Annotated in this window: 16 protein-coding genes; 5 read left to right on the top strand and 11 right to left on the bottom strand. The window is 65.3% G+C overall.

Annotation, left to right across the window (positions count from 1 at the left end):
- Positions 1-169: 169 nt before the first annotated feature.
- A complete protein-coding gene (locus BES08_RS08325) occupies positions 170-625 on the bottom strand; it encodes a nuclear transport factor 2 family protein (protein ID WP_069708073.1) in 456 nt (151 codons plus the stop codon).
- A 272-nt stretch (positions 626-897) separates the two neighbouring features.
- Between BES08_RS08325 and clpB the strand changes: the two genes are divergently transcribed.
- Positions 898-3,477: an ATP-dependent chaperone ClpB gene (gene clpB, locus BES08_RS08320; RefSeq protein ID WP_069708072.1), complete on the top strand. Its 2,580-nt coding sequence runs from the start codon at positions 898-900 to the stop codon at positions 3,475-3,477.
- Between the two features lie 70 nt (positions 3,478-3,547).
- Here the strand turns inward: clpB and BES08_RS08315 are convergent, their stop codons facing one another.
- Both BES08_RS08315 and BES08_RS08310 read right to left on the bottom strand, forming a co-directional pair.
- Positions 3,548-6,529, bottom strand: coding sequence for a TonB-dependent receptor domain-containing protein (locus tag BES08_RS08315; RefSeq protein WP_231958204.1), 2,982 nt, complete (start codon positions 6,527-6,529; stop codon positions 3,548-3,550).
- Positions 6,530-6,810: 281 nt separating this feature from the next.
- A complete protein-coding gene (locus BES08_RS08310) occupies positions 6,811-9,864 on the bottom strand; it encodes a TonB-dependent receptor plug domain-containing protein (protein WP_069708070.1) in 3,054 nt (1,017 codons plus the stop codon).
- 468 nt (positions 9,865-10,332) lie between these two features.
- Between BES08_RS08310 and BES08_RS08305 the strand changes: the two genes are divergently transcribed.
- Genes BES08_RS08305 through BES08_RS08295 form a run of 3 tightly spaced genes read left to right on the top strand, consistent with a single transcriptional unit; the run spans position 10,333 to position 12,038 of the window.
- Positions 10,333-11,118 (top strand): SDR family oxidoreductase, encoded by a 786-nt coding sequence (locus BES08_RS08305; RefSeq protein WP_036523705.1) that lies wholly within the window; start codon positions 10,333-10,335, stop codon positions 11,116-11,118.
- 6 nt (positions 11,119-11,124) lie between these two features.
- Complete coding sequence (locus BES08_RS08300; protein ID WP_008830337.1) at positions 11,125-11,775, top strand: TetR family transcriptional regulator; 651 nt, start codon at positions 11,125-11,127, stop codon at positions 11,773-11,775.
- Positions 11,775-12,038, top strand: coding sequence for a hypothetical protein (locus tag BES08_RS08295; protein WP_008830338.1), 264 nt, complete (start codon positions 11,775-11,777; stop codon positions 12,036-12,038). The genes BES08_RS08300 and BES08_RS08295 overlap by 1 nt, the downstream gene beginning before the upstream one ends.
- 10 nt (positions 12,039-12,048) lie before the next feature.
- Here BES08_RS08295 and BES08_RS08290 read toward each other — a convergent pair whose 3' ends face one another.
- The 8 genes from BES08_RS08290 to BES08_RS08255 form a co-directional block, all read right to left on the bottom strand.
- Entirely contained in the window at positions 12,049-12,735 is a 687-nt protein-coding gene (locus BES08_RS08290) for a pentapeptide repeat-containing protein (protein WP_008830339.1), read from the bottom strand.
- Between the two features lie 123 nt (positions 12,736-12,858).
- Positions 12,859-13,872, bottom strand: coding sequence for a type II secretion system F family protein (locus BES08_RS08285; RefSeq protein ID WP_008830340.1), 1,014 nt, complete (start codon positions 13,870-13,872; stop codon positions 12,859-12,861).
- A gap of 10 nt (positions 13,873-13,882) precedes the next feature.
- The gene (locus BES08_RS08280) at positions 13,883-14,854 is read right to left on the bottom strand and encodes a type II secretion system F family protein (RefSeq protein WP_008830341.1); all 972 of its coding nucleotides are present in this window, start codon (positions 14,852-14,854) and stop codon (positions 13,883-13,885) included.
- A gap of 28 nt (positions 14,855-14,882) precedes the next feature.
- The gene (locus BES08_RS08275; RefSeq protein WP_069708069.1) at positions 14,883-16,151 is read right to left on the bottom strand and encodes a P-loop NTPase family protein; all 1,269 of its coding nucleotides are present in this window, start codon (positions 16,149-16,151) and stop codon (positions 14,883-14,885) included.
- A gap of 5 nt (positions 16,152-16,156) precedes the next feature.
- Positions 16,157-16,795 (bottom strand): CpaD family pilus assembly protein, encoded by a 639-nt coding sequence (locus tag BES08_RS08270; protein WP_069708068.1) that lies wholly within the window; start codon positions 16,793-16,795, stop codon positions 16,157-16,159.
- A gap of 18 nt (positions 16,796-16,813) precedes the next feature.
- Positions 16,814-18,337, bottom strand: coding sequence for a type II and III secretion system protein family protein (locus BES08_RS08265; RefSeq protein ID WP_197524439.1), 1,524 nt, complete (start codon positions 18,335-18,337; stop codon positions 16,814-16,816).
- Positions 18,338-18,384: 47 nt separating this feature from the next.
- A complete protein-coding gene (cpaB, locus tag BES08_RS08260) occupies positions 18,385-19,392 on the bottom strand; it encodes a Flp pilus assembly protein CpaB (protein ID WP_008830345.1) in 1,008 nt (335 codons plus the stop codon).
- Positions 19,393-19,494: 102 nt separating this feature from the next.
- On the bottom strand, positions 19,495-20,205 hold the full coding sequence (locus tag BES08_RS08255) for an A24 family peptidase (RefSeq protein ID WP_069709197.1): 711 nt from the start codon (positions 20,203-20,205) through the stop codon (positions 19,495-19,497).
- Positions 20,206-20,302: 97 nt separating this feature from the next.
- On the opposite strand from BES08_RS08255, the gene BES08_RS08250 reads away from it, so the two are divergent.
- Entirely contained in the window at positions 20,303-21,268 is a 966-nt protein-coding gene (locus BES08_RS08250) for an alpha/beta hydrolase (protein WP_069708066.1), read from the top strand.

Below are 21,268 nucleotides of genomic sequence, written 5' to 3'. Positions count from 1 at the left end.
CTGAGCGGGAATTGGAAAACTGCTTTGAAAACCTGTCCGAGCTAATTGAGCAGGAACAGGAGACCCGCTCTCAAATCCGCTCAGGCTGAGCCTGTCGAAGCCCCATCAGCCACCCACTGCCCGAAGACCGCCAGCGATCCCGGAGCAAGTCACCGGCGACGAAGGTGCTTTACCCCCGCTTGAAGATCTGCCCCGAATCGAACAGCGAGATCCGCCACTCGCCATCGGCATCGCGGCGGCATTCCATCTTCACGTCGGCGACCGCGAGCGGGTCGCAGTACTTGTCGAAAGGCCCGTCGCCCAGCGCCGCGAAGAACACCAGCAGGTAGCCGACTTTCGCATGGTCCTCGCCCTCGAAACCGACCCGCAGCGAGGTGATGATGTGGCGCATGGTCATGAGGCCGGCGCCCGCCTTCATGGTCTCGGCGCGGCCCTTGTAGAACGCCTCGACCGCCGCCAGCCCCTCGCGCCACTGGCCGCCGACGTTGTAGCGCACATCTTCGGCGAGGCAGTCGGTCTCGCGCATCTTCAGGCCGTTGTGGATGTCGAGTTCGTCGCCCCACTCGTAGATCACCTGCTTGATCGCGAGGACGTCTGCCGCCTGCTGGGGTGTGAATTTCGCCATTGAGCCTCTTCCCGTGGGGTTATCGCGCGAAGGCTAGGGCAGGGCTTCGGGCGGGGCTAGGTCGGCGGGTGCTTTACCGCCCCGGCGAAACGCCCTCTGGCAAATCGGCAACGGGCACCCATCTTTGCCTCGGCAGCCGGCTCCGGCCTGCTCCTGTTGCGCCCGATCAACGACTTCGGGCATTTCACCGACTAAGGAAAAATTCGGGCGCCCAGCCCTTGTGTTGCATATAAGCAACACCATATGAGCGGGATCAGGAGGCACATTCCACAATGAATCTCGAAAAGTTCACTGACCGCGCAAAGGGGTTTCTCCAGGCCGCGCAGACCGTCGCGATCCGCCTGAACCACCAGCGCATCGCGCCCGAGCATATCCTCAAGGCCCTGCTCGACGATCCCGAAGGCATGGCCGCCGGGCTCATCAAGCGCGCCGGTGGCAACGCGGTGTTCGCGACGCAGGAACTCGACAAGGCGCTGGCGAAAATCCCCGCCGTTTCGGGCAGCGGCGCGGCCGGTTCGCCGGGTCTGGACAACGATGCCGTCCGTGTCCTCGACGCCGCCGAGCAGGCTGCGACCAAGGCGGGCGACAGCTTCGTCACCGTCGAGCGGCTGCTGCTGGGCCTGGTGCTGGCGACGACCACGGCGGCGGGCCAGGCGCTCAAGGCGGGCAATGTCACGGCGCAGGCACTCGAAGCCGCGATCACGGAGCTGCGCGGCGGCCGCACCGCCGACAGCGCGGGCGCGGAGAACGCCTACGATGCGATGAAGAAGTACGCCCGCGATCTCACGCAGGCGGCGAAGGACGGCAAGCTCGACCCGGTCATCGGCCGCGACGAGGAGATCCGCCGCACTATCCAGATCCTCGCGCGGCGCACCAAGAACAACCCCGTGCTGATCGGTGACCCAGGCGTCGGCAAGACCGCCATCGCCGAAGGGCTCGCGCTCCGCATCGCCAATGGCGACGTGCCCGACAGCCTCAAGGACCGCAGCCTGATGTCGCTCGACATGGGCTCGCTGATCGCGGGCGCCAAGTACCGCGGCGAGTTCGAGGAGCGCCTGAAGGCCGTGCTCGACGAGGTGAAGGGCGCTGACGGCCAGATCATCCTGTTCATCGACGAGATGCACACGCTGATCGGCGCGGGCGCCTCCGAAGGCTCGATGGACGCGGGCAACCTGCTCAAGCCCGCGCTGGCACGCGGCGAACTGCACTGCATCGGCGCGACCACGCTCGACGAATACCAGAAGTACGTCGAGAAGGACGCCGCGCTGCAGCGCCGCTTCCAGCCCGTGTTCGTGGGCGAGCCGACGGTCGAGGACACGATCTCGATCCTGCGCGGGCTCAAGGAAAAGTACGAGCTGCACCATGGCGTGCGGATCACCGACGGCGCGATCGTGGCGGCGGCGACGCTGTCCAACCGCTACATCACCAACCGCTTCCTGCCCGACAAGGCGATCGACCTCATGGACGAGGCCGCCAGCCGCATCCGCATGGAAGTGGAAAGCAAGCCCGAGGAGATCGAGAAGCTCGACCGCCGCATTGTCCAGCTCAAGATCGAGGAAATGGCGCTCGGCAAGGAGAGCGATTCCGCGTCGAAGGACCGGCTTGCCGCGCTGCGCGTGGAACTCAGCAACCTCGAACAGCAGTCGAGCGAACTGACCACCCGCTGGCAGAACGAGCGCGACAAGATCGCGGCGGAAGGCAAGCTCAAGGAACAGCTCGACGCCGCGCGCATCGAACTCGAGCAGGCGCAGCGCGGCGGCGACTACGCCAAAGCGGGCGAGCTGTCCTACAGCACCATCCCCGCGCTGGAGGCGAAGCTGGCGGAGGCGCAGGCCACCGCCGGGAACGCCTTGCTGCGCGAGGAAGTGACCGAGGACGACATCGCCGGCGTCGTCAGCCGCTGGACCGGGGTTCCGGTCGACCGCATGCTGGAAGGCGAGCGCGAGAAGCTCCTCAAGATGGAGCAGATCATCGGCGGCCGCGTGATCGGCCAGACCGATGCCGTCGCCGCCGTCTCCAAGGCGGTGCGGCGCGCGCGCGCGGGCCTGCAGGACCCGAACCGGCCGCTCGGCTCGTTCCTGTTCCTCGGCCCCACGGGCGTCGGCAAGACCGAGTTGACCAAGGCGCTGGCGGGCTTCCTGTTCGACGACGACACCGCGATGGTGCGCATCGACATGTCGGAGTTCATGGAGAAGCACGCGGTCGCCCGCCTGATCGGCGCGCCTCCGGGCTATGTCGGCTACGAGGAAGGCGGCGTGCTGACCGAGGCGGTGCGGCGGCGGCCTTATCAGGTCGTGCTGTTCGACGAGGTCGAGAAGGCGCATTCCGACGTCTTCAACGTGCTGCTGCAGGTGCTCGATGACGGGCGCCTGACCGACGGGCAGGGCCGCGTGGTGGACTTCACCAACACGCTCATCATCCTGACCAGCAACCTCGGCAGCCAGTACCTTGCCGGGCTTGACGAGGGCGTGGACGTCTCCACCGTGGAGCCGCAGGTGATGGAAGTGGTGCGCGGGCATTTCCGGCCCGAGTTCCTCAACCGTCTCGACGAGATCGTGCTGTTCCACCGGCTGGGCCAGGAGCACATGGCGCCGATCGTCGATATCCAGGTGGCCCGCGTGCAGAAGCTGCTCAAGGACCGCAAGATCGTGCTCGACCTGTCGGACGCGGCGAAGCGGTGGCTGGGGCGGGTGGGTTACGACCCGGTCTACGGCGCCCGGCCATTGAAGCGCGCGGTGCAGCGGTACTTGCAGGACCCGCTGGCGGAGAAGCTCCTGGCAGGCGAGGTGCCGGATGGATCGCACGTCCGGATCGAGGACGGCGACGGCGCGCTGGCGATACGCGTGGAATAAGTCACTGAAAAAGGAAGGGCGGGATCTTGCGATCCCGCCCTTTTTACATGAGCTGCGATTGGAAGTTCCGTTACCGGGCGCCGCCGAACAGGTCAGCCAGCTTCACCTTGGCGCCCATGAAGAAGTAACGACCGATCGCGCTGACCGGCGTGTTCAACGAGGCGAAGTCCGGCTTCTGGTCGAACAGGTTGTTGATGCCGCCGTAGATCGTGAATTCGTCACCCACATCATACGTGAAGCTCAGGTCGTGCGAGAAGCGCTCCTTGATCTTCATGTATTCCGGCGCGACGACGTCCGGGTTGTTGGCGACCGTCTGGCGATCGTACCGGTACATCTTCGAGTAGTAGTTGATCTGCCAGTCGAGGCTGAACGGTCCCTTGGCCCAGGTGATGTCGGTGGTGACCTGGAACTTGGGCGCGATGTTGCCCGCGACGTAGGCGTTGTTGACGGGATCCGCACCGGGGATGGGAATCTCCGTCAGGCGGTGCAGATAGTTGCCCACCACGCGCGCGCCGAACACGCCGTACTTGTCGGTCGGCACCGTGTAGTTGACCTGAAAGTCGAGGCCCGAGGTGTGCATGTTCGCGACGTTGAGCGGCCCGACCAGGAAGCTGGTGATGTACCCTGCATTCTGGCCGCCGTTCTGGCGCGTGATGGTGGAGCAGTACTGGTTGTCGAGCGATGCCTGATCGACGCACAGGTCGGCCACGGTCTGCGCATCGACAGTGGTGATCGCGTTCTTGATGCGGATATCGTACCAGTCGGCAGTGATTGTCAGGCGCGGGATGAACGAGGGCTGGAGCACCACGCCCGCCGTCCAGGTCTTCGCGGTTTCCTCACGCAGGTCGGGATTGCCGCCCGAAAAGCCGGGGATGTTGCTGCCGCGCGTGTCGTTGTAGTTCGCGGGATCGGCAACGCCGAGACCGCTGAGCAGGGCCTGACAATTGGTGACGCGGTACTGGGTGCCGTTCTGCAGGTAGTCGCTGCCGCACGGATCGTCGATGAACTCGTAAGTCTGCGACTGCTGGCCGTACAACTCACCGATGTTCGGTGCGCGCACGGCCTTCGAGTACGTGCCGCGGAACGTGATGTCGCGCGCCGGGGCCCATTCGCCGCCGACCTTCCAGGCATTGGTCGAACCGATGCTGGAATAGTCCGAATAACGGAATGCGCCGTTCAGGCCGAGGCGCTTGGCGAACGGCATGTCGGCCAGAATCGGCACGTCGACTTCGCCGAATGCCTCCCACACGTCGAACTGGCCCTGAGTGTTGCCCAGCGAGTTGGTGAAGGTGAGGCCCTGCGCTGCCAGTTCGTCGGCAACGAAGCTGCTCTTTTCCTTGCGGTATTCGCCGCCGACCGCGAAGCCGATGGCGCCGCCGGGCAGTTCGAACAGGCCCTCGGTATTGCCGGTGAGCGAGCCGCTGACGACATGCTGGGTCAGCGTGGTGCGATCCACCGTATCGGCCATGATCCAGTCGAGCGCGGCGCGATTGCTCGCGTTGTTCTCACCGAACAGGTTAAGCGGCATGCAGTCGCCGGACGAGAAGGTCGTCGGCGGAATGATGCTGCGCGTGCCATAGTCGCCGAAGGGCTGGTTCGGCGTCCAGGTCGGGTCCAGGTTGACCCGGCAGGTGGCGCCGCCGTTCCCATCGCTCACCGCATCGATCGCCGCCAGGTAGCGGTCGGTGATCATGTTGTTGGTGTAGTGCGAGCGCACCTTCGTCTGGCCGTAAACGTAGCTGACGTCGTAGGACAGGTTCGGGCTGATCTCGCCCCGGGCGCCGATCACGCCGCGCAGGGTCTTGCGGGTGATATCCTCACCGCGGCGGCCGAAGTCGAAGTTGTCGCGGTTGACCAGGACGCCGCCGTTGGCGGGATCGATGGCGGCGCGCACGGCATCCGGGATGTACGGGTTGTCTTCGGGGATGAAGAGGTAATAGTCCCAGGTCGGCTGCGCGAGCGAGAAGGAGCGGCTGCGCGCGTACTTGCCTTCGGCATAGAGCTTGAAGGCGTCGCTGAAGTCGAAGTGGAACAGGCCGCTGACGACGTCGCGGTTGATCTCGGGCAGCAGGTCGTTGCCGTAAAGCGAGGTGAGGGTGCCCGAACCGCCCTGCTGGTAGAAGTTGGGAACGAACACGCCCGGGTCGTACCGCTGGCCCAAACCACCCACGAAGTCCGGTGCGAAATCGAAATCGACGTCGATCGCGCCCGCCGGGGACGTGTCGTTGTAGCGCACGCCCTTGAGCGGAATGTAGTCCGGGATGCCGTCATTGTTCTGGCTGCCCGTCTCGGTGTCGTCGGCGTTGAGGTAGAAGCCGGTGCGGTTTTCTCCGTCGAGATATTTGCGGCGGTGCGAGCTGAGGCGATCTTCCTCGGCGTGTTCCCAGGCCACCGCGAAGTTGCCGCGACCATCGGCGAAGTTATGGCCCGCTGTGAGCGAGATCAGCCGCTGGCCGGCATCGCCGTACTTCGAGATACCGGTCTGGACGCGGCCGGTGACGCCCTCGAAATCCTTCTTCTGGATGAAATTGACGACGCCCGAGACGCCGTCCGCACCGTAGATCGCGGAAGCGCCGCCGGTGAGCACTTCGACGCGTTCGAGCAGATCGCTCGGGATCGTGTTGATGTCCACGGCCTGCGTGCCGTCGACCGATGCGACCTGGCGGCGGCCGTCGATCAGGACCAGCGTGCGCTGATAGCCGAGGTTGCGCAGATCGAGCAGATTGAGGCCGGTGAAGCCGATCGCGGCGCGATCACCGGAGTTGTTGTAGGAACTGAGCGAAGCCTGCAGCGCCGGGATCGTCTTGAGATAATCGGTGACGTTGGTGGTGCCGGCGTCGGTCAGGTCCTTGGAGGTCACGACCGTGACCGGATTGGCCGTATCAAGGCCGGGCCGGGCGATGCGCGTGCCGGTCACGATGATGGAATCGGCGGTGTCGCTGCTCTCGGCAGCCTGCGTGCTGTCCTGCGCGCGCGCCGGTGCGGCGGCCACAGCGGCGATCGCCGGAATCGCGGCGACGCCAAGAAGCAGGGCGCTTCTAGCGGTTTTCATCATAAGTCCCCTTGTTGCCCATGCGTTGCCCATGCGGAGCTGGAAGTCCGCGACCCGGCCGGAAATCCGGGTAATGAGATCATCCTGCAGGTCCTGTTCGCGACTGCAACAAGGATGTGCCGCAAATGTGCAACATTTCCGCCCTCAGTTGTAACATTACAACATATTGCGATGAAACGGTTTTCGCCAGGGATGAGGCGTTTGAGGTGCGGGCATGCAAAAAGGGCGGCCTCTTGCGAGACCGCCCTTCCTGTAGATTTCCATGCGGAACGCAGGAGACTTTAGAAGTCGACCTTCGCACCGATACGGATGTAGCGGCCGATAAGGTTCGGGCCTGCAAACGCCGGGTTGTAGTTCGAGATACCGTAAGCAGCGTTCGGATCGAACGGCGCCTTGATGTCGAACACGTTCAGGAAGTTCGCGTAGATCGAAAGGTTGTCGTTGACCTTCTGGTTGATCGACAGGTCAAAGTTCCAGATGTCCTTCGACTTGCACATCACTGGCGTACCGCCGTAGGCGGGCGTGGTGCCGATTGCAGGCGACGTGTCCTGGTAGTGAACCGAGCTAGTGCAGGTGCCGCGCTCGCCGCCGGCGTCGAGCTGGTCGCTCAGAACGCCCTTGGTGTAGTACGCGGTCAGCGTCACCGAGGTGTTCTTGTAAGCCAGGGTGTTCTGCCAAGTACCGCGCAACTTGGGAGCGCCCGAGCACGAAGTGATGTTGCAGGGGCTCAGAGTGCCCTCATAACGGTACGAGACACCGTCTGGATCGACCAGCTTGTACTTCATCGTGTACGAAGCGTCGAGCTGGCTGATGAAGGTCAGATCATCGGTCAGATCGTAGCTGGCGTTGATGCCGAAGTCGATGCCGCTAACGGTCTGCGAGCTGGCGTTGATGAAAGAGCTCTGCAGGAACCCGAGCAGCGGAAGCGCGTTCGGCTTTTCCTGATCGATCGAACCCGGGATGGCGACGGCACCCGGCGTGGTGATGACGCCATTGTTCAGGTAGTACTCATCTTCATACACCTTGGTGCTGGGCAGACCAATGATGAGATCCTTGGTCTTGATGTGCCAGAAATCGACGCTGAACGAAACGTTGCGGATCGGCTCGAAGACGACACCGGCGGTGAACGAGGTCGATTTCTCCGGCTTCAGCTGCGGGTTGCCCGCAGTGGTGAGGCCGACGCTGTAGGTCCCGCGCGGCACGTAGCTGTTCAGATCACCGTTGTCGTTCCGGTGCGCATTACAGAAGTCGATATATACGCCGCAGTCGATCGTCTTGTTGACGTAGCCGGTGGTCGGCAGACCGAAGGCTTCGTTGAACGACGGGATGCGGAAGCCCTTCGAGAAGGTGCCGCGCAGCACGAGTTCGTCAACCGGCTTGAACTTGATGCCGATCTTCGGCGAGAAGTTCTGCTGGCCGGTCGAATACTTGTCGTAACGACCCGAAGCGGTCAGTTCGAGTTGGTCGATAACCGGGGCGGAGAGTTCGAAGAACGCCGACTTGACGTTACGCGAACCTTCCGCACCGACGGCGTTGATCGTGTAGTAGCGATCATACGGCGAAGCGTCGTTGGCCGGGTTGGCCGAAGGCGCGTTGATCGATTCCTTGCGGTAGGCGACGCCGACGGCTGCCTGCAGCGGCCCACCGGGCAGTTCGAACAGGTCCTTGGCGAGGGTGCCCTGCACCTGCCACAGCTTCGAGACCGACGTGGTCACGCTCTGCGGGGCGACGTAGTTCCACACATCCTGCGAGTTCGCTAGCGGGTCGGCGAAGTTGAAGCCGCCGGTCGCCGCCAGGTTCATGATGCGCTGCGGAATCAGGTAGTTATCCTGATAACGCTTGAGGCGAACTTCCGAAGCCGTGAAGTTCGCGCTGTAACGCCAGTCGTTGCCAAACGAGCCATCGATGCCGGCGACGCCGCGGAGCGAGCGGGTGCGGGTCTCGTCGGTGCGGGTGAACGGCGACGACAGCAGCATCTGCGCGCGCTGGCCGCTGGCCGCATAAGGGTTGTACGGGTTGAGCGTGCCGTTGGTGGCGTCGCAGCCGGTGCCCAGGCCGCTGACGGTGCCGACGCCTGCAGCGCAGACGTAAGCCGGAAGCAACACGTTGTAGAGGGCCGGAACTTGACCGCTCGGCGAAGCCGCGGGGCGGCCGTTGAATGCAGCCGGAGCCAGCGTCGCCAGAGTGTTGGTCTGGTAGTAAGTGCCCATTGCGTAAAACTGCGCGCGGTCACCCAGATTGACGGTTGCGCGGCCGGTGAAGCCATAGCGTTCAATGTCCGGCTGAAGCATTCGGTAGTTGTACTGGGTATCGACTTCGCATGCGCCCGAAAGCGGGGCCGAGGTCGAGGCGCCGATGTTCGGGTTTAGCGGGAACTGGCCGCAGCCCAGTGAGGGGTTGAGGTAGCTGAAACGGCCGTTGCCGGTGGTTCCGTCGGCAGCGACGGGGCGAACGAGCGGAATGCCCGGCGTGCCGAACATGCCGTTGAACGCGCCCGTCTCCGGCGTGTAGCCGTTGAGGTTGCCGTTGTTCATGCAGGTCTGGGCGCCTGGGCTGTTCGGATTTTCGCTTACGCCGCAGATGCCGGTGAGGTCGAGCGAGTTGTTCGGATAACCGCGCTGGCGGGCTAGCAGAGCATCGTTCTTCTGGTATTCGCCCGAGACGTAAACATTGAAGCCCTGCTCGGCGAGATCGCCGTAGCCCACGGTCAGGTCGATGCGCTGCTCGCCCGAGTCCCCACGATCCGAGACGCCCAGCGAACCATTCGCGTGGATGCCCTGGACTTCCTTCTTGGTGATGATGTTGACCACGCCCGCGATAGCGTCGGCGCCGTAGGTCGACGAAGCGCCGTCCTTGAGGACTTCGATGCGCTCGATGATCGCGTTGGGGATTGTGTTGAGATCGACGAAGTTGCGCTGGCCGTCATCCGCAAGCGGGTACGGAGCGAGGCGCAGGCCATCGACGATCGAAAGGGTGTTCTGCACGGTCAGGCCGCGCAGCGCCGGGGCGTTGGCGCCGGCCGCGAAGTTCGAACCGTTGTTCCAGCCGCTGGCGATCGTACCCGCGCCGTTGGCGCTGAGGCGCTGGAGAGCTTCGGACGCGGTGTTGATGCCGCGCTTTTGCAGGCTGTCCGACGACAGCACGGTGACCGGCGAAGCGGTTTCCTTGTCGGTCTGGCGCAGGATCGAGCCGGTGACGACAATGGTGTTCGCATCATCGACGGCATCGGCCGCTTGCGGAACTGCGTTCTGCGCGTGTGCGGTGCCGCACAGCAATGCGCAAGCCGTAAGGCTTGTCGCGCCGCGCAGTGCGGCCTTCTGGATCGTGGTTTTCACTTTTGTGTCCCTTGTTGCTTCGTTCAGCAGGCGAATGCGTGACCAAGTTCGCCTGATGACCCGTTGCCGGCTTTCGGATGCGCGCACGCATCGTGATGCCATGTGAAATGTTGTTGCGCCGGAGGGATCGCCTTTCAACGGAATTTGCCAAGTTGGGAGAAATGGGTTGGCGATTGTGGCAATGACGCAACAGCCATGCGCGATGAACCGTGGCCGTTCTGCAACCGCGCAAGGATTCCAGCCGATTAGTTGGAACAATAGACCTGTTGCATATAGGCATTGTCCACAGAGTTTCTTGCGCACGCCATCGCCCCGGTGAAATCCTGTTGCGTTGCTGCAAATCGATCTTGCGCAATGGATTGACCGGCCCTCTCGAGGCATTTAACCGATTGATTAAATCGCCTCGGACAAAATCGATGGTCTGCTTCGCCGGATCGGCATAGGGCGCGACAGGAAAAGGAAATCGGCATGAAACTCGACAACTCCATGGCCGCAGTGGTCACCGGCGCGGCTTCCGGACTTGGCGCGGCGACGGCGCGGGCGCTCGCGGCGCAGGGCGTGAAGGTCGCGATCTTCGACCTCAATGCCGAAGCTGGCGAAGCGCTTGCAGCCGAGATCGGCGGCGTGTTCTGCGCGGTCAACGTGACCGACGAGGACAGCGTGATCGCCGGATTCGCGAAAGCACGCGCGGCGCATGGGCAGGAGCGGGTGCTGGTCAATTGCGCAGGCATCGCGCCGGCCGCCAAGACCGTCGGCAAGAATCGCGAGACGGGCGAGCCCAGGTCGCACGACATGGCGCTGTTTGAGAAGGCGATCGCGATCAACCTCGTGGGCACCTTCCGCTGCATCAGCAAGTCGGCGGCGGGCATGGCGACGCTGGAGCCGCTCGACGCGGCCGGTTCGCGTGGGGCCATCGTCAACACCGCGAGCGTCGCGGCGCAGGACGGCCAGATCGGGCAGGCCGCCTATGCCGCGTCGAAGGGCGGGGTACTGGCGATGACGCTGCCGGTCGCGCGCGATCTCATGAGCGAGGGCATTCGCGTCAACACGATCCTGCCGGGCATTTTCGAGACGCCGATGATGGCGGGAATGCCGCAGGGCGTGCAGGATGCGCTGGCGGCGATGGTGCCGTTCCCCAAGCGCCTCGGCAAGGCGGAAGAGTACGCGAAGCTGGCGTTGTTCATGCTGGAGCACGACTATCTCAACGGCGAATCGATCCGTCTCGACGGTGCGATCCGCATGGGGCCGAAGTAAGCGCCGATGAAGGAACGTCCCGTCTCCCTGACCGCCGGCGCCGTGGAAGTCGCGCCTCCGGGCGCGCGTGCGATGCTGCTCGACACGGCGAGTGCGATCATGCGCGACGGCGACGTGATCGACATCTCGCTTTCCGAACTGAGCCTCCGCTCCGGGTTGAACTCGGCGCTGGTGAAGTACTACTTCGGCAACAAGGCGGGGCTGCTCAAGGCGCTGCTCGACCGTGACTGGGAGGCGATCGTCGTCAGCGTCGACGCGCTCGTCGCCAAGGACGGGTGGGAGCCGGAGGCCAAGCTGCGGCGGCACTTGTGGAAGGTGGTCGATACCTTCTACGAAGTGCCGTATCTCAATCGCCTGACCATGCGCATGGTGCGCGAGAGCGACGATACCGAGGCGCGGCGCATCGCCAATTGCTACCTCTCGCCGATCTACCGCGCTTACGAGCAGTTGATCGGCGACGGCGTGCGGGCAGGGGTGTTCCGCGAGATCGACCCGCAGTTGTTCTACTTCACGGTGACGGGGGCGGTGGACCGCTTCTTCTCGGCGCGGCTGGTGCTCAAGCACTGTTTCGACCAGGACAGCCTGACCGAGGAACTGCGGGACCGTTACCGCGAGCATACGATCGACATCATCATGGCAGGCATCCTCGCGCACTGATGGCCCGCAAGAAGAAGCGTTATCTCACCGCGACGATGGCGGACGGCTACGTCAAGACCATCGGGCCGACGACCGATCCTTTCACGCATTACTGGCGCGTGGTGGCCGAGTTGCAGAACGGCAGGACCGAGGTGTTCTGGGGGCACGCCCGCTCGCTGGCGGAGGCGAAGAAGAAGCGCCTTCCGCTGGACGAGGCGGCGAAGATGCGCGGGTGGAAGGGGTTCGCCTTCGAGATCGCGGAACTGGTAGAGACGGACGGCTGAAACGCCGCCGTCAGCGCACCTTCAGTCCCACTTCGCCCAGCAACAGGGCAGCCTGATCGCGTGAGATCGTCGCGCCGCGGAAGCGCCGCGCATCGCCGAGGGTCACGCCGCCCAGATCGGCGCCGCGCAAGTCTGCACCCTCGAAGCGCGCGCCGTCCACTTGCGCATCGCGCAGGCTGCAGCCTTCGAAAGTGGTCATCCGGAAATCCACCTTGCGCAGGTCGGCCTGTGAGAAGTCGATGCGCTGCAGGGTCGTCTTGCGGAACGACAGGCCGGGCAGCTTCGCACCGACGAGCAGGGTTTCGTCGAAATGGACTTCCAGCGCCTTGAGATCGGACATGTCGGCGCCCGTCAGCTTGCTGCGGGAAAAGCGGGTTCCCTGCAGCATGGCGCGCCGCAGCGCAGAATTGTTGAAGTCGCAGGCGGTGAATGCCGCGTCGCTGAGGTCGCAGCCGATGAAGTCTGCGAAGGCGCCCCGGCACGAGCGCCAGCGGGTCTGCTCCAGTTTCGCGCCGGACAGTTTCGCATGGCGCAGGCTGCACTGTTCGAAGGTCCAGGCGGACAAGTCGAGACCCGACAGGTCCGCCTCATCCAGATCGCAGTTCGTGATGTGCCAGGGACTGCCGACAAGCGCTTCGACATCGCGCCGTTCCAGCTTGCGATCGCGAACTGTCTGCGCGGCGAAAAGGTCATCCATGGCTGGCAAGTAACCGCAACGACCGGCAGAGACCAGAGGTGCGGGAGAACTTCGCGCGCTGCGCCGACAGTACCGGGAGCGCGAGGGTGCTGACCCTCGCGTCCACCCTTATTCTTCTGGCCTTTATCCCGCCTTGCCTGGACCCGTCCCCGAGAACGCATCGCCGATCGAGCACGCCGCCGGGCCGAGGATGACGACGAACAGCGTCGGCAGGATGAACAGGATCAGCGGCACGGTCATGATCGCGGGCAGGCGCGCCGCCTTTTCCTCGGCGCGCATCATGCGTTCGTTGCGGAATTCGGCCGAGAGCACGCGTAGCGCAGAGGCCAGCGGGGTGCCGTAGCGTTCGGTCTGCACCATCGTCGTCACCACGCCCTTCACCGCGTCGAGGTTGACGCGGTAGGCGAGGTTCTCGAACGCGGCGCGGCGTTCGGTGAGGAACGAGAGTTCGATCGAGGTCATCGAGAACTCGTCGCCCAGTTCCGGGTAGGCGCGGCCCAGTTCGCGTGAGACGCGCTCGAAGGCGGCGTCCACGGTCAGGCCCGCTTCGGCGCAGATGACGAGCAGGTCGAGCGCGTCGGGCAGGCCCTTGCGGATCGCGTCGGTGCGCTTGGACACGAGGTTCTGGATGTAGATGTCCGGGCCTTTGTATCCGGCTAACACCATCGCGGCGAAGGCCATGAACTTCTTGAAGTCCGACCACTGCGGAAAATAATCGATCCCGTAAATCACCAGCGCGGCGAAACCGCCCAGCACGATCGGCGCGACGAGGCGGGCGAGGACGACCGCGACGGCCCATTCCTTGTTGCGGATGCCGGCCTGCGCCAGCTTCTGCTGGATGGTCTTGATCTGGCTGTCCTGCAGCATCCGCGCCTTGCCGAGGAACGCACCCATCTTGTCGGTGGTGTCGTTGCGGCGGATCAGGCTCTGGCGCTTGCGGGCGGTGGTGATGATGCCCGCCTTGAGATGCTCGCGCCGGGCGTTCAGCGCCTTGACGCGCTTTTGCATCGGGTCGCGGATGGTAATCGCGGTGTAGATCGCGAAGAGCACCGCGGCGGCCGCGACGATGGTGAGCAGTGTCCCGACGTAAGTGACGTCGAAGCCGAGGAGGGTGGGACCGGCGGGTTGTTCGAGCATGTGCTGGTCCTCAGATCTCGAAGCTGACCATCTTGGCCATGATGAAGGCACCGATGCCCATCCAGATGGCGCCGCCGATGCCGGCGACCATCAGGCGCTCGTCGATGAAGAACTGGCCGATGTACTGGGGGCTGATCCACCAGATCATGAAGAAGACGATGAACGGCAGCGAGCCGACGATGTAGGCCGAAGCCTTGGATTCCGAACTCATCGCACGGATCTTGAGCTTCATCTGCGCGCGCTTGCGCAGCACGTCCGACAGGTTCGCCAGCGTCTCCGCCAGGTTGCCGCCGGTCTCGCGCTGGATGGCGAGGGTGATGCAGAAGAAGTTGAATTCGGGCATGTTCAGGCGGTCGGCGGTTTCCTGGAGGGCATCCTCCATGGTCTTGCCGACTTTCATGCGGTCGGTGATCAGCTTGAATTCCTCGGCGACGGGGCCGGGGATTTCCTGCGAGACGATGGTGAGCGTCTCCGAGACCGGCAGGCCCGAGCGCAGGCCGCGCACGAGCAGGTCGATGGCGTCGGCGAACTTGACGGTGAAGGCGTTGGAGCGGCGCTTGATGAAGTGGCTGACGACCATGTGCGGCAACCCTGCGCCGATGAAGACGCCGAAGGCGAGGGCAAGGAACAGCGCGCCCGTCTTCATCAGGATCAGCAGCGTTATCACCGCGCCGAGGCCGATCGAGCCGTAGAGATACTGCTGCAAGGTCCAGGGCAGGCCAGAACGGTGCAGACGCAGCGCCAGCGCCTCCGCGCGCGAGGCGGAGCCGGCGATCTGGTGGATCCTCGGCTTGCGGGCGGCAACGGCGCGGCGCATCTGCGCCTCCAGCCGGTCGCTGGCGTTGTTCGAGTGGCGGAAGCGCACCGACTTCAGGCGCCGGGTCGATTCCTTCTTGGGGTTTGGCCCCGAAAGAAGCGCCCAGACGAGCAGCGCGAAGCCCGTGAGCCCCGTCGTCACCATGATGACCTGAAGGAAGTTCATATCCTGTCGAACCTTGCGAACATGCGCCTTACGAGGACGCGGGAGCCTTCTTCTTCGCCTTGGGCATCATCGCCTTGAGGTCGAACTTCCCGAGCAGCGAGGGCTTGGCGGCGGCGCCGTCGTCCTCGGCGATATCGGCGATGTCGCGGGCAAGGTCGCGCAGCACGGCGCCGGCCTTGGTGGCACGGTTGGCGTCGGCGAAGGTCTGACCCAGCTTTGCGGCCATCGATGCGGCCTTGAGGTCATAGGGGATCGAGACGTCGATCCTGGTCTCGATCGAGGCTTCGAAGTCGGCCTTGCTGATCTCTGCCATCGCCGTCTGCACTTTGTTGGCGACGATGATCACGCGGGTCTGCGGCGCATTGGCCTTGAACCACGAGAGCAGGCGGATGGTGTCGCGCGCCGAGGCCAGTGTCATCTCCGTCACCAGCACCGCGACGCCGAGGTCGGCGACGAGCTGGGGGAAGTTGATCAGCATGTTGCGCGGCATGTCCACCACGGTCATCTCGAACGCGGCGCGGAGTTCCTCCTCGAGCTGTACGAAGGCGGAGCCGTCGGTCAGCAGCGGTGCGTTGATCGGCGCTTCGGCCGAGAGGATCGCGAGGTTGTCGTTCGCGCGGATCATCGCGCGCTCGATGAACAGGCCGTCGATGCGGCTGGGGTTCTCGATCGCGTCGGTCAGGCCGCGGCCCGGCTCCAGATCGAGGCAAAGCGCGCCGGTGCCGAAGTGGATGTCGAGGTCGAGCAGCGCGGTCGGCAGCTTGTGGTCGGTGCTGAACAGCCACGCCAGCGACGTCGCCAGCGTCGATGCGCCGACACCCCCGCGCGTGCCGATCACGGCGGTCGAGATATGCCGCTTGCCCGCCGCGACGTCATGCGTGCGCGGGGTCGAGAATACCGACTGCGCCTGGGCCAGTGCGTCGCGCACGGCGGCGGACTGCAGGGGCTTGAGCAGGTAGTCGTGGATACCGCTGGCGATGAGGTCGCGGTAGAGGCGTACGTCGTTGACCTGGCCCACCGCGACGACGACCGTGCCCGGCTCGCAGACTTCGGCGAGGGCGTTGATGTCGCTCAGCGGGTCGCCGCTCTCCGAAAGATCGACGAGCAGGATGTTCGGGCTGGCCGAGATCGACAGCGACTGCACGGCATTGCGCAGGCCGCCCTTGTGGCACTTCTCCGGCTGCCAGCCCATCTCGATGGCGATGGGGCGTAATACGTCGAGCGAGGCCTCGTCGCACAGGAATGCGGCGAACTGGTCGCGGCCGCCGGGGCCGCCCGTCTTCCAGGGAGCGTTCATGGCCATCAGTTGCCCTTGCTGCCGGTCGCGGAGACCGAGTTGCCCTTGCCGGTCGGCGCGGCGGCGCGATAGGCGTCGATCGCCTTGTTCGACGTCATTACCGTGGTCGATCCGGTGTCGGTCTGGCCGTGGATCAGGTCTTCCGGATTGGCGACCATAGCGGCGAGATTCGAGTTCACCGAGCAACCGTAGTTGGTCGAAGTGGCGTTGCCCGGGTTGAAGTCGCTCTTGGCCGACCAGTCCGGGCAGCCCGGGACATAGGCCTTCGCGCGGCTGATCGTGACGCGGGTGGTGCCTGCGGGCACGGTGCCGCTCGGGGTGGTGGCTTCGTCGAGGACGAGCCCATAGTGCTCCGCCACTGCCGCGATGGCGCTGCGGGTGGCGGTGCTCATGCTCGGATCGTCGACCGAGATGCGGTCGCCGTACTTGAGGCCCATGGCCTCGAACCAGCCGGCAAGGCGGCCTTGCTCGCCATAGGCGAGGCCCGCGCCGCTGCTGGTCACGTCGATGCGGTAGTCGGACTTTTCGACCACCGGCTGGTGGACCGAATAGACCGAGCGGTTGTCCGGCACGCCGCCGCAAGCGGCCAGCGAGAGGCCGAAGCCGAAGGCGATGGCGGTACGGGCGAGAGTAGCTTTGCGCATGGTGATCCCCTTTCTCGCTTAGAAGCTGAAGCCGGGCTTGGCGGAGTCGTCGGCGGCGGTGCGCTTGGTCTTTTTGTCCTTCGACGGGACAGGGGTAGCCGCGCCGATGCCCGGACCCGTGGCTCCAGACGGAGTCTTCGTCGCTTCCGGACGCTTTTCGCCGCTGGCGCCGTCGCTATCCATGTTGCCCAGGATGCGCTGCAGTTCGTTGGGCGACTTGAAGCCGTCGGTCGGCAGCGCGATCTGCGAGGCCGAATTCATCGGGTTCACCAGATAGGGGGTGACGATGATGACCAGTTCGGTCTCGCCGCGCTTGTACCCGGTCGAACGGAACAGCGAGCCCAGGATCGGCAGGTCGCCTGCGCCCGGCATCTTCTGGATGGAGTTGGCGGTATTGTTGCTCAGCAGTCCGGCGATCATGAAGCTCTGGCCCGAGCCGAGTTCCACCGTGGTTTCGGTGCGGCGCACGGTGAGGGCCGGGATCGAATAGCCGTTGAGCGTCACCGCGCCTTCGCTCGAAAGTTCCGAGACTTCCGGCCGCACGCGCATCGAGATACGGCCGTTGGCCAGCACCGTGGGCGTGTAGCTGAGGCTGACACCGTACTTCTTGTACTCGATCGAGGTCGCGCCGAGGCCCTGGCTCAGGGGAATCGGGAACTCGCCGCCGGCCAGGAAGTCCGCCGTCTCGCCCGAGAGGGTGGTAAGATTGGGCTGCGCCAGCGTGCTGACGAGGCCGACCGTCTCGCCCGCGTCGAGCGCGCCGAGGATGTTGACCCCCAGCAGCTTGCCGGTGAGGCCGAGGGTAGTGCCGGTGGCGAGCCCGGCAATTGCCGAGCCATTGCTCGGCGGAGTCAGATTGCCGACGCCGAGTGGTCCGCCGGGAACGTACTGCTCGCTGACGGCATTGCCCTGACCCACGCCGATCTTGAAGCCATTGGTCTGGTCGACCGTAGCAAGGCGGACACCGAGGCTTTTTACCAGCGAGCGGCTGACTTCAGCGATGCGCACCTGCAGGTTGACCTGCAGCGGCGTGGCGATGCGCAGGCGGCTGATGACGTTGGCTTCCTTGCCCGCGTAAGCCGTGACGAGGCGTTCGGCCTCGGCGGCGTCTTCGGGGTTCTTGATCGTGCCGGTCAGCAGGAAGGTGCTGGAGCCCATCGTCGAGACGCCGATGTTGGCGTCCGGTATCGCGAGGCGCAGCATCGAATCGACGCTGTCGAGGTTCGATCCCACGCGCACCGTGCCCGACCACACCACCGCGCCCGCCGCATTGCTGGCGTAGACCGTGGTGGTGCCGCCGGCCTTGCCGAACACGTAGAACTGCTTCGACGACTTGACCTGCACGTCCGCGACCGCATCGTTGGCGACGAAGACGTCGGCCATCGAACCGGGAACGTTGACGAGCTGGCCGCTGCCGATCGACAGGCTGACGTCCTGCGCGGGGTGGACGACCGAGGCCGTCTGCGCCTGCGCCGGGGCGGCGGTCATGGGGGCCAGCATGGTGGCGGCGATCAGTGCGGACTTGAGAAGACGCTGCTTCATCGAATTGCCCTCAAAGGGTGACGGACGGTGCGTGGACGCGGTCATCGTTACTTGCCCACCGGCTCGACGGTGGTGTCCTTGCCGCGGGTCACGCGGACCACGGGGCCGACATGGACCGGCGCTGCGGCAACCTGCGGAGCGGCGCCGACGGCGGGAGCGGGGGCCGGAGCGCCGCCGCCCTGTGCCGGGCGGCTGGAACGCTGGAAGCGCGAGACGTCGGCGCCGGTGACGTAGGTGGTGGCGCCGTCCATCGGGCGGTTCATGGCCTGGCTCATGAACTTCTCTTCCTGCTCGCGGGTCGCACCCTCGGGCAGCTTGACGTCGCCGCTGGCGAGAATACGGTCGAATTCGCCCTGGTTATCGGCGATCGCGCGCAGCGACAGGCTGAGCGTGCCTATGGTCTGCGCGACGGCAACCTTCTCGGCGATGCGCGGGGTCACTTCGAGGGTGACGGTGCGGAAGCCCTGCACGACCGTCTTGCCGTCCTCCACCGTGCTAGCGGTCGCCTGGTCCGTCGCGAGGACGCGCAGGTTACGCAGGATCGTCTCGGCGGTACGCAGCGAGTCGCCTTCGCCCTTCACGTCCTGCGTGAGGACGAGGTCGATGCGGTCGCCCGGGAAGACGAAGCCGCCGACGCCGGTGTCGGCCGAGACCGAGATGGTGACGGCGCGCATGCCCGGTCCGAGCGCGGCGGCTAGGAACCCGCGGTCGCCCGGCGCGACGAGCGCTCCTTGCGTCAGCGGCTGGCCGGCGGTGATCGGAAAGCGCACGACGGTGCCGAGCAGCTTGGTCATGTCGGCCTTGCCATCGACGTAATAGGCGTCCTGGACGAGGTTGTCCGGCCAGCTCTGGAACGAGACCGAATCGGCGGTGATGATCGTGCCCACCGGCAGCGCGCGCTGGGCGACCAGCACTTTGGGGCCATTCTGGTCGGCGGCCGGAACGGCTCCGGCCTGCGGCGCGCCCCCGCCTGCGAACATCGTCCTCGCAGCAAATGCGGTGAAGGCTGCGACGAGCAGCGCAACCGCGAGCAGCACCACTTTCTTCCTGTCCATGGCTTGGAAAGCCCCTTAGCAAAATCCCCGAACTGTTCGGACTTATGAGGTAAATTGGTTAAGAACGGGTTCACCCCGTTGCTTGCGTAAACCGCGTTAGCTTCAGCCTGCGATTCCGGCGGAATGCGCGGCGCTGAGCGTCTGCGAACCCATCACCCACAGCGATGCGGCGGCGATGGCGATGCCGTAGGGCACCTCGATTCGCGACTTCTGGCGGCGCATGATGTGGCGCATCCCGAAGAGGAACAGGCCCAGCACCACGATCGCGGCGAGGGGGATCGCCCAGAGGCCCGGCAAGACCCCGGCGACGGCCTCCATGGTTGCGGGCTCCACCACCGGGCGATGCGTCGCGATGGCGAAGACGATGGCGCCCGCGCACCACACCCAGGCGAAGGCGACGAGCCCGGCGAGGGCGTCGCGCACCATCTCCTTGCGCCCCGGTTGCATGTTGAATGCGGCCATTGCCAGCGAGGCGCCGCCGCCCAGCACCGCCATCAGCACGACCAGTTGCAGGAACGCGGCAGGCGAGAACCACAGCGCCAGCGCGGTCAGCAGCTTGACGTCGCCGCCGCCCATCTGGCCGATGGCGAAAAGCACGCAGGCCACCGCGAACGTCGCCGCCGCCAGCCCGATCTGCACGCCGATGTCGAAAGGGCCGAGCCCTATCGCCAGCCACCACAGCGGCGCGGCGACCGCGATGCCCAGGTTGAGCCAGTTGTCGATGTGCCGCGCGCGCAAGTCGGTGAACGCCGCGACGAGCAGCGCCGTTGCCAATGCGGCCAGCAGTGCGTAGGAAAATACAGCGCCCGTCATGCTTTTCATCCTATCGGATCGAGAGCGCTCTACCTCGGCAACCGCTACCAAATAGTAACCACGACACATCGATCACGAACCGGGGCTTTCCATCATAGTGACCTCCGCCGTCGAAAGTCTCGTCAAGTCCCCCGCGCGCCGGGCGATTCCCGCCGAAGCCCGCGAATCGCGCTGGGCCTTGCCCGATGGCCACCTGCTGCGCCGGATCGACTGGCAGGGCGGCGGGCGCGGCTCGATCCTGTTCATGCCCGGGCGCGGCGACGCTTACGAGAAATGGCTGGAAACCCTCGACGGCTGGCACCGCGAGGGCTGGAACGTTACTTCGGCCGACTGGCGCGGCCAGGCGGGTTCGGGCCGCCTCGGCCGCGATGCGGCAACGGGCCACGTGCCCGACTTCGCGCTCTGGGTGAAGGATTACGCCGCGCTCTATGCCGACTGGGCCGCCTCGACGCCGGGACCGCACATTGCCATTGCGCATTCGATGGGCGGGCAGATCGTGCTGCGCGCGGTGGCCGAAGGCGTCGTGCGGCCCGACGCGCTGGTGCTCTCCGCACCGATGCTGGGCATTCATCCGACGTGGATTCCGGCAGGCGTGCTGCACCGGGTCGCACGGGGCATCGTGCGGCTCGGCGATCCGCGCCGCCCGGCATGGAAAGGCGGCGAGAAGCCCGGCGCCCAACCCAAGGCCCGCAGCCTGCTGCTCACTCACGACGAGAGCCGCTACGACGACGAGGACTGGTGGCGCCGCAAGCGCCCGGTCATCGGCATGGGCGCGGCCAGCTGGGGCTGGATCGAGCGCGCGCTCGCCTCGATCCGCTCGCTGGAGCGGCCCGGCGTGCTGGAGGCGGTCGAGGTGCCGGTGCTGCTGCTGGGCACCAGTATCGACGGCCTCGTCTCCTGGCGCGCGATCCGCCGTGCCGCCGGGCGCTTGCCGCATGGCGAACTCGTCGCCTTCGGGTCCGAGTGCCGCCACGAAATCCTGCGCGAAGTCGATCCGGTGCGCACTCGTGCGCTCGATGCCATCAGGGACTTTCTCGATCGCCGTGCCCCCGCTAGGGGCTGA

It is taken from the genome of Novosphingobium resinovorum, from assembly GCF_001742225.1.
Classification (GTDB): Bacteria; Pseudomonadota; Alphaproteobacteria; order Sphingomonadales; family Sphingomonadaceae; genus Novosphingobium; species Novosphingobium resinovorum_A.
The sequence above is the reverse complement of the archived record's forward strand: the minus strand, read 5'-3'. Positions and strand labels throughout refer to the sequence as shown.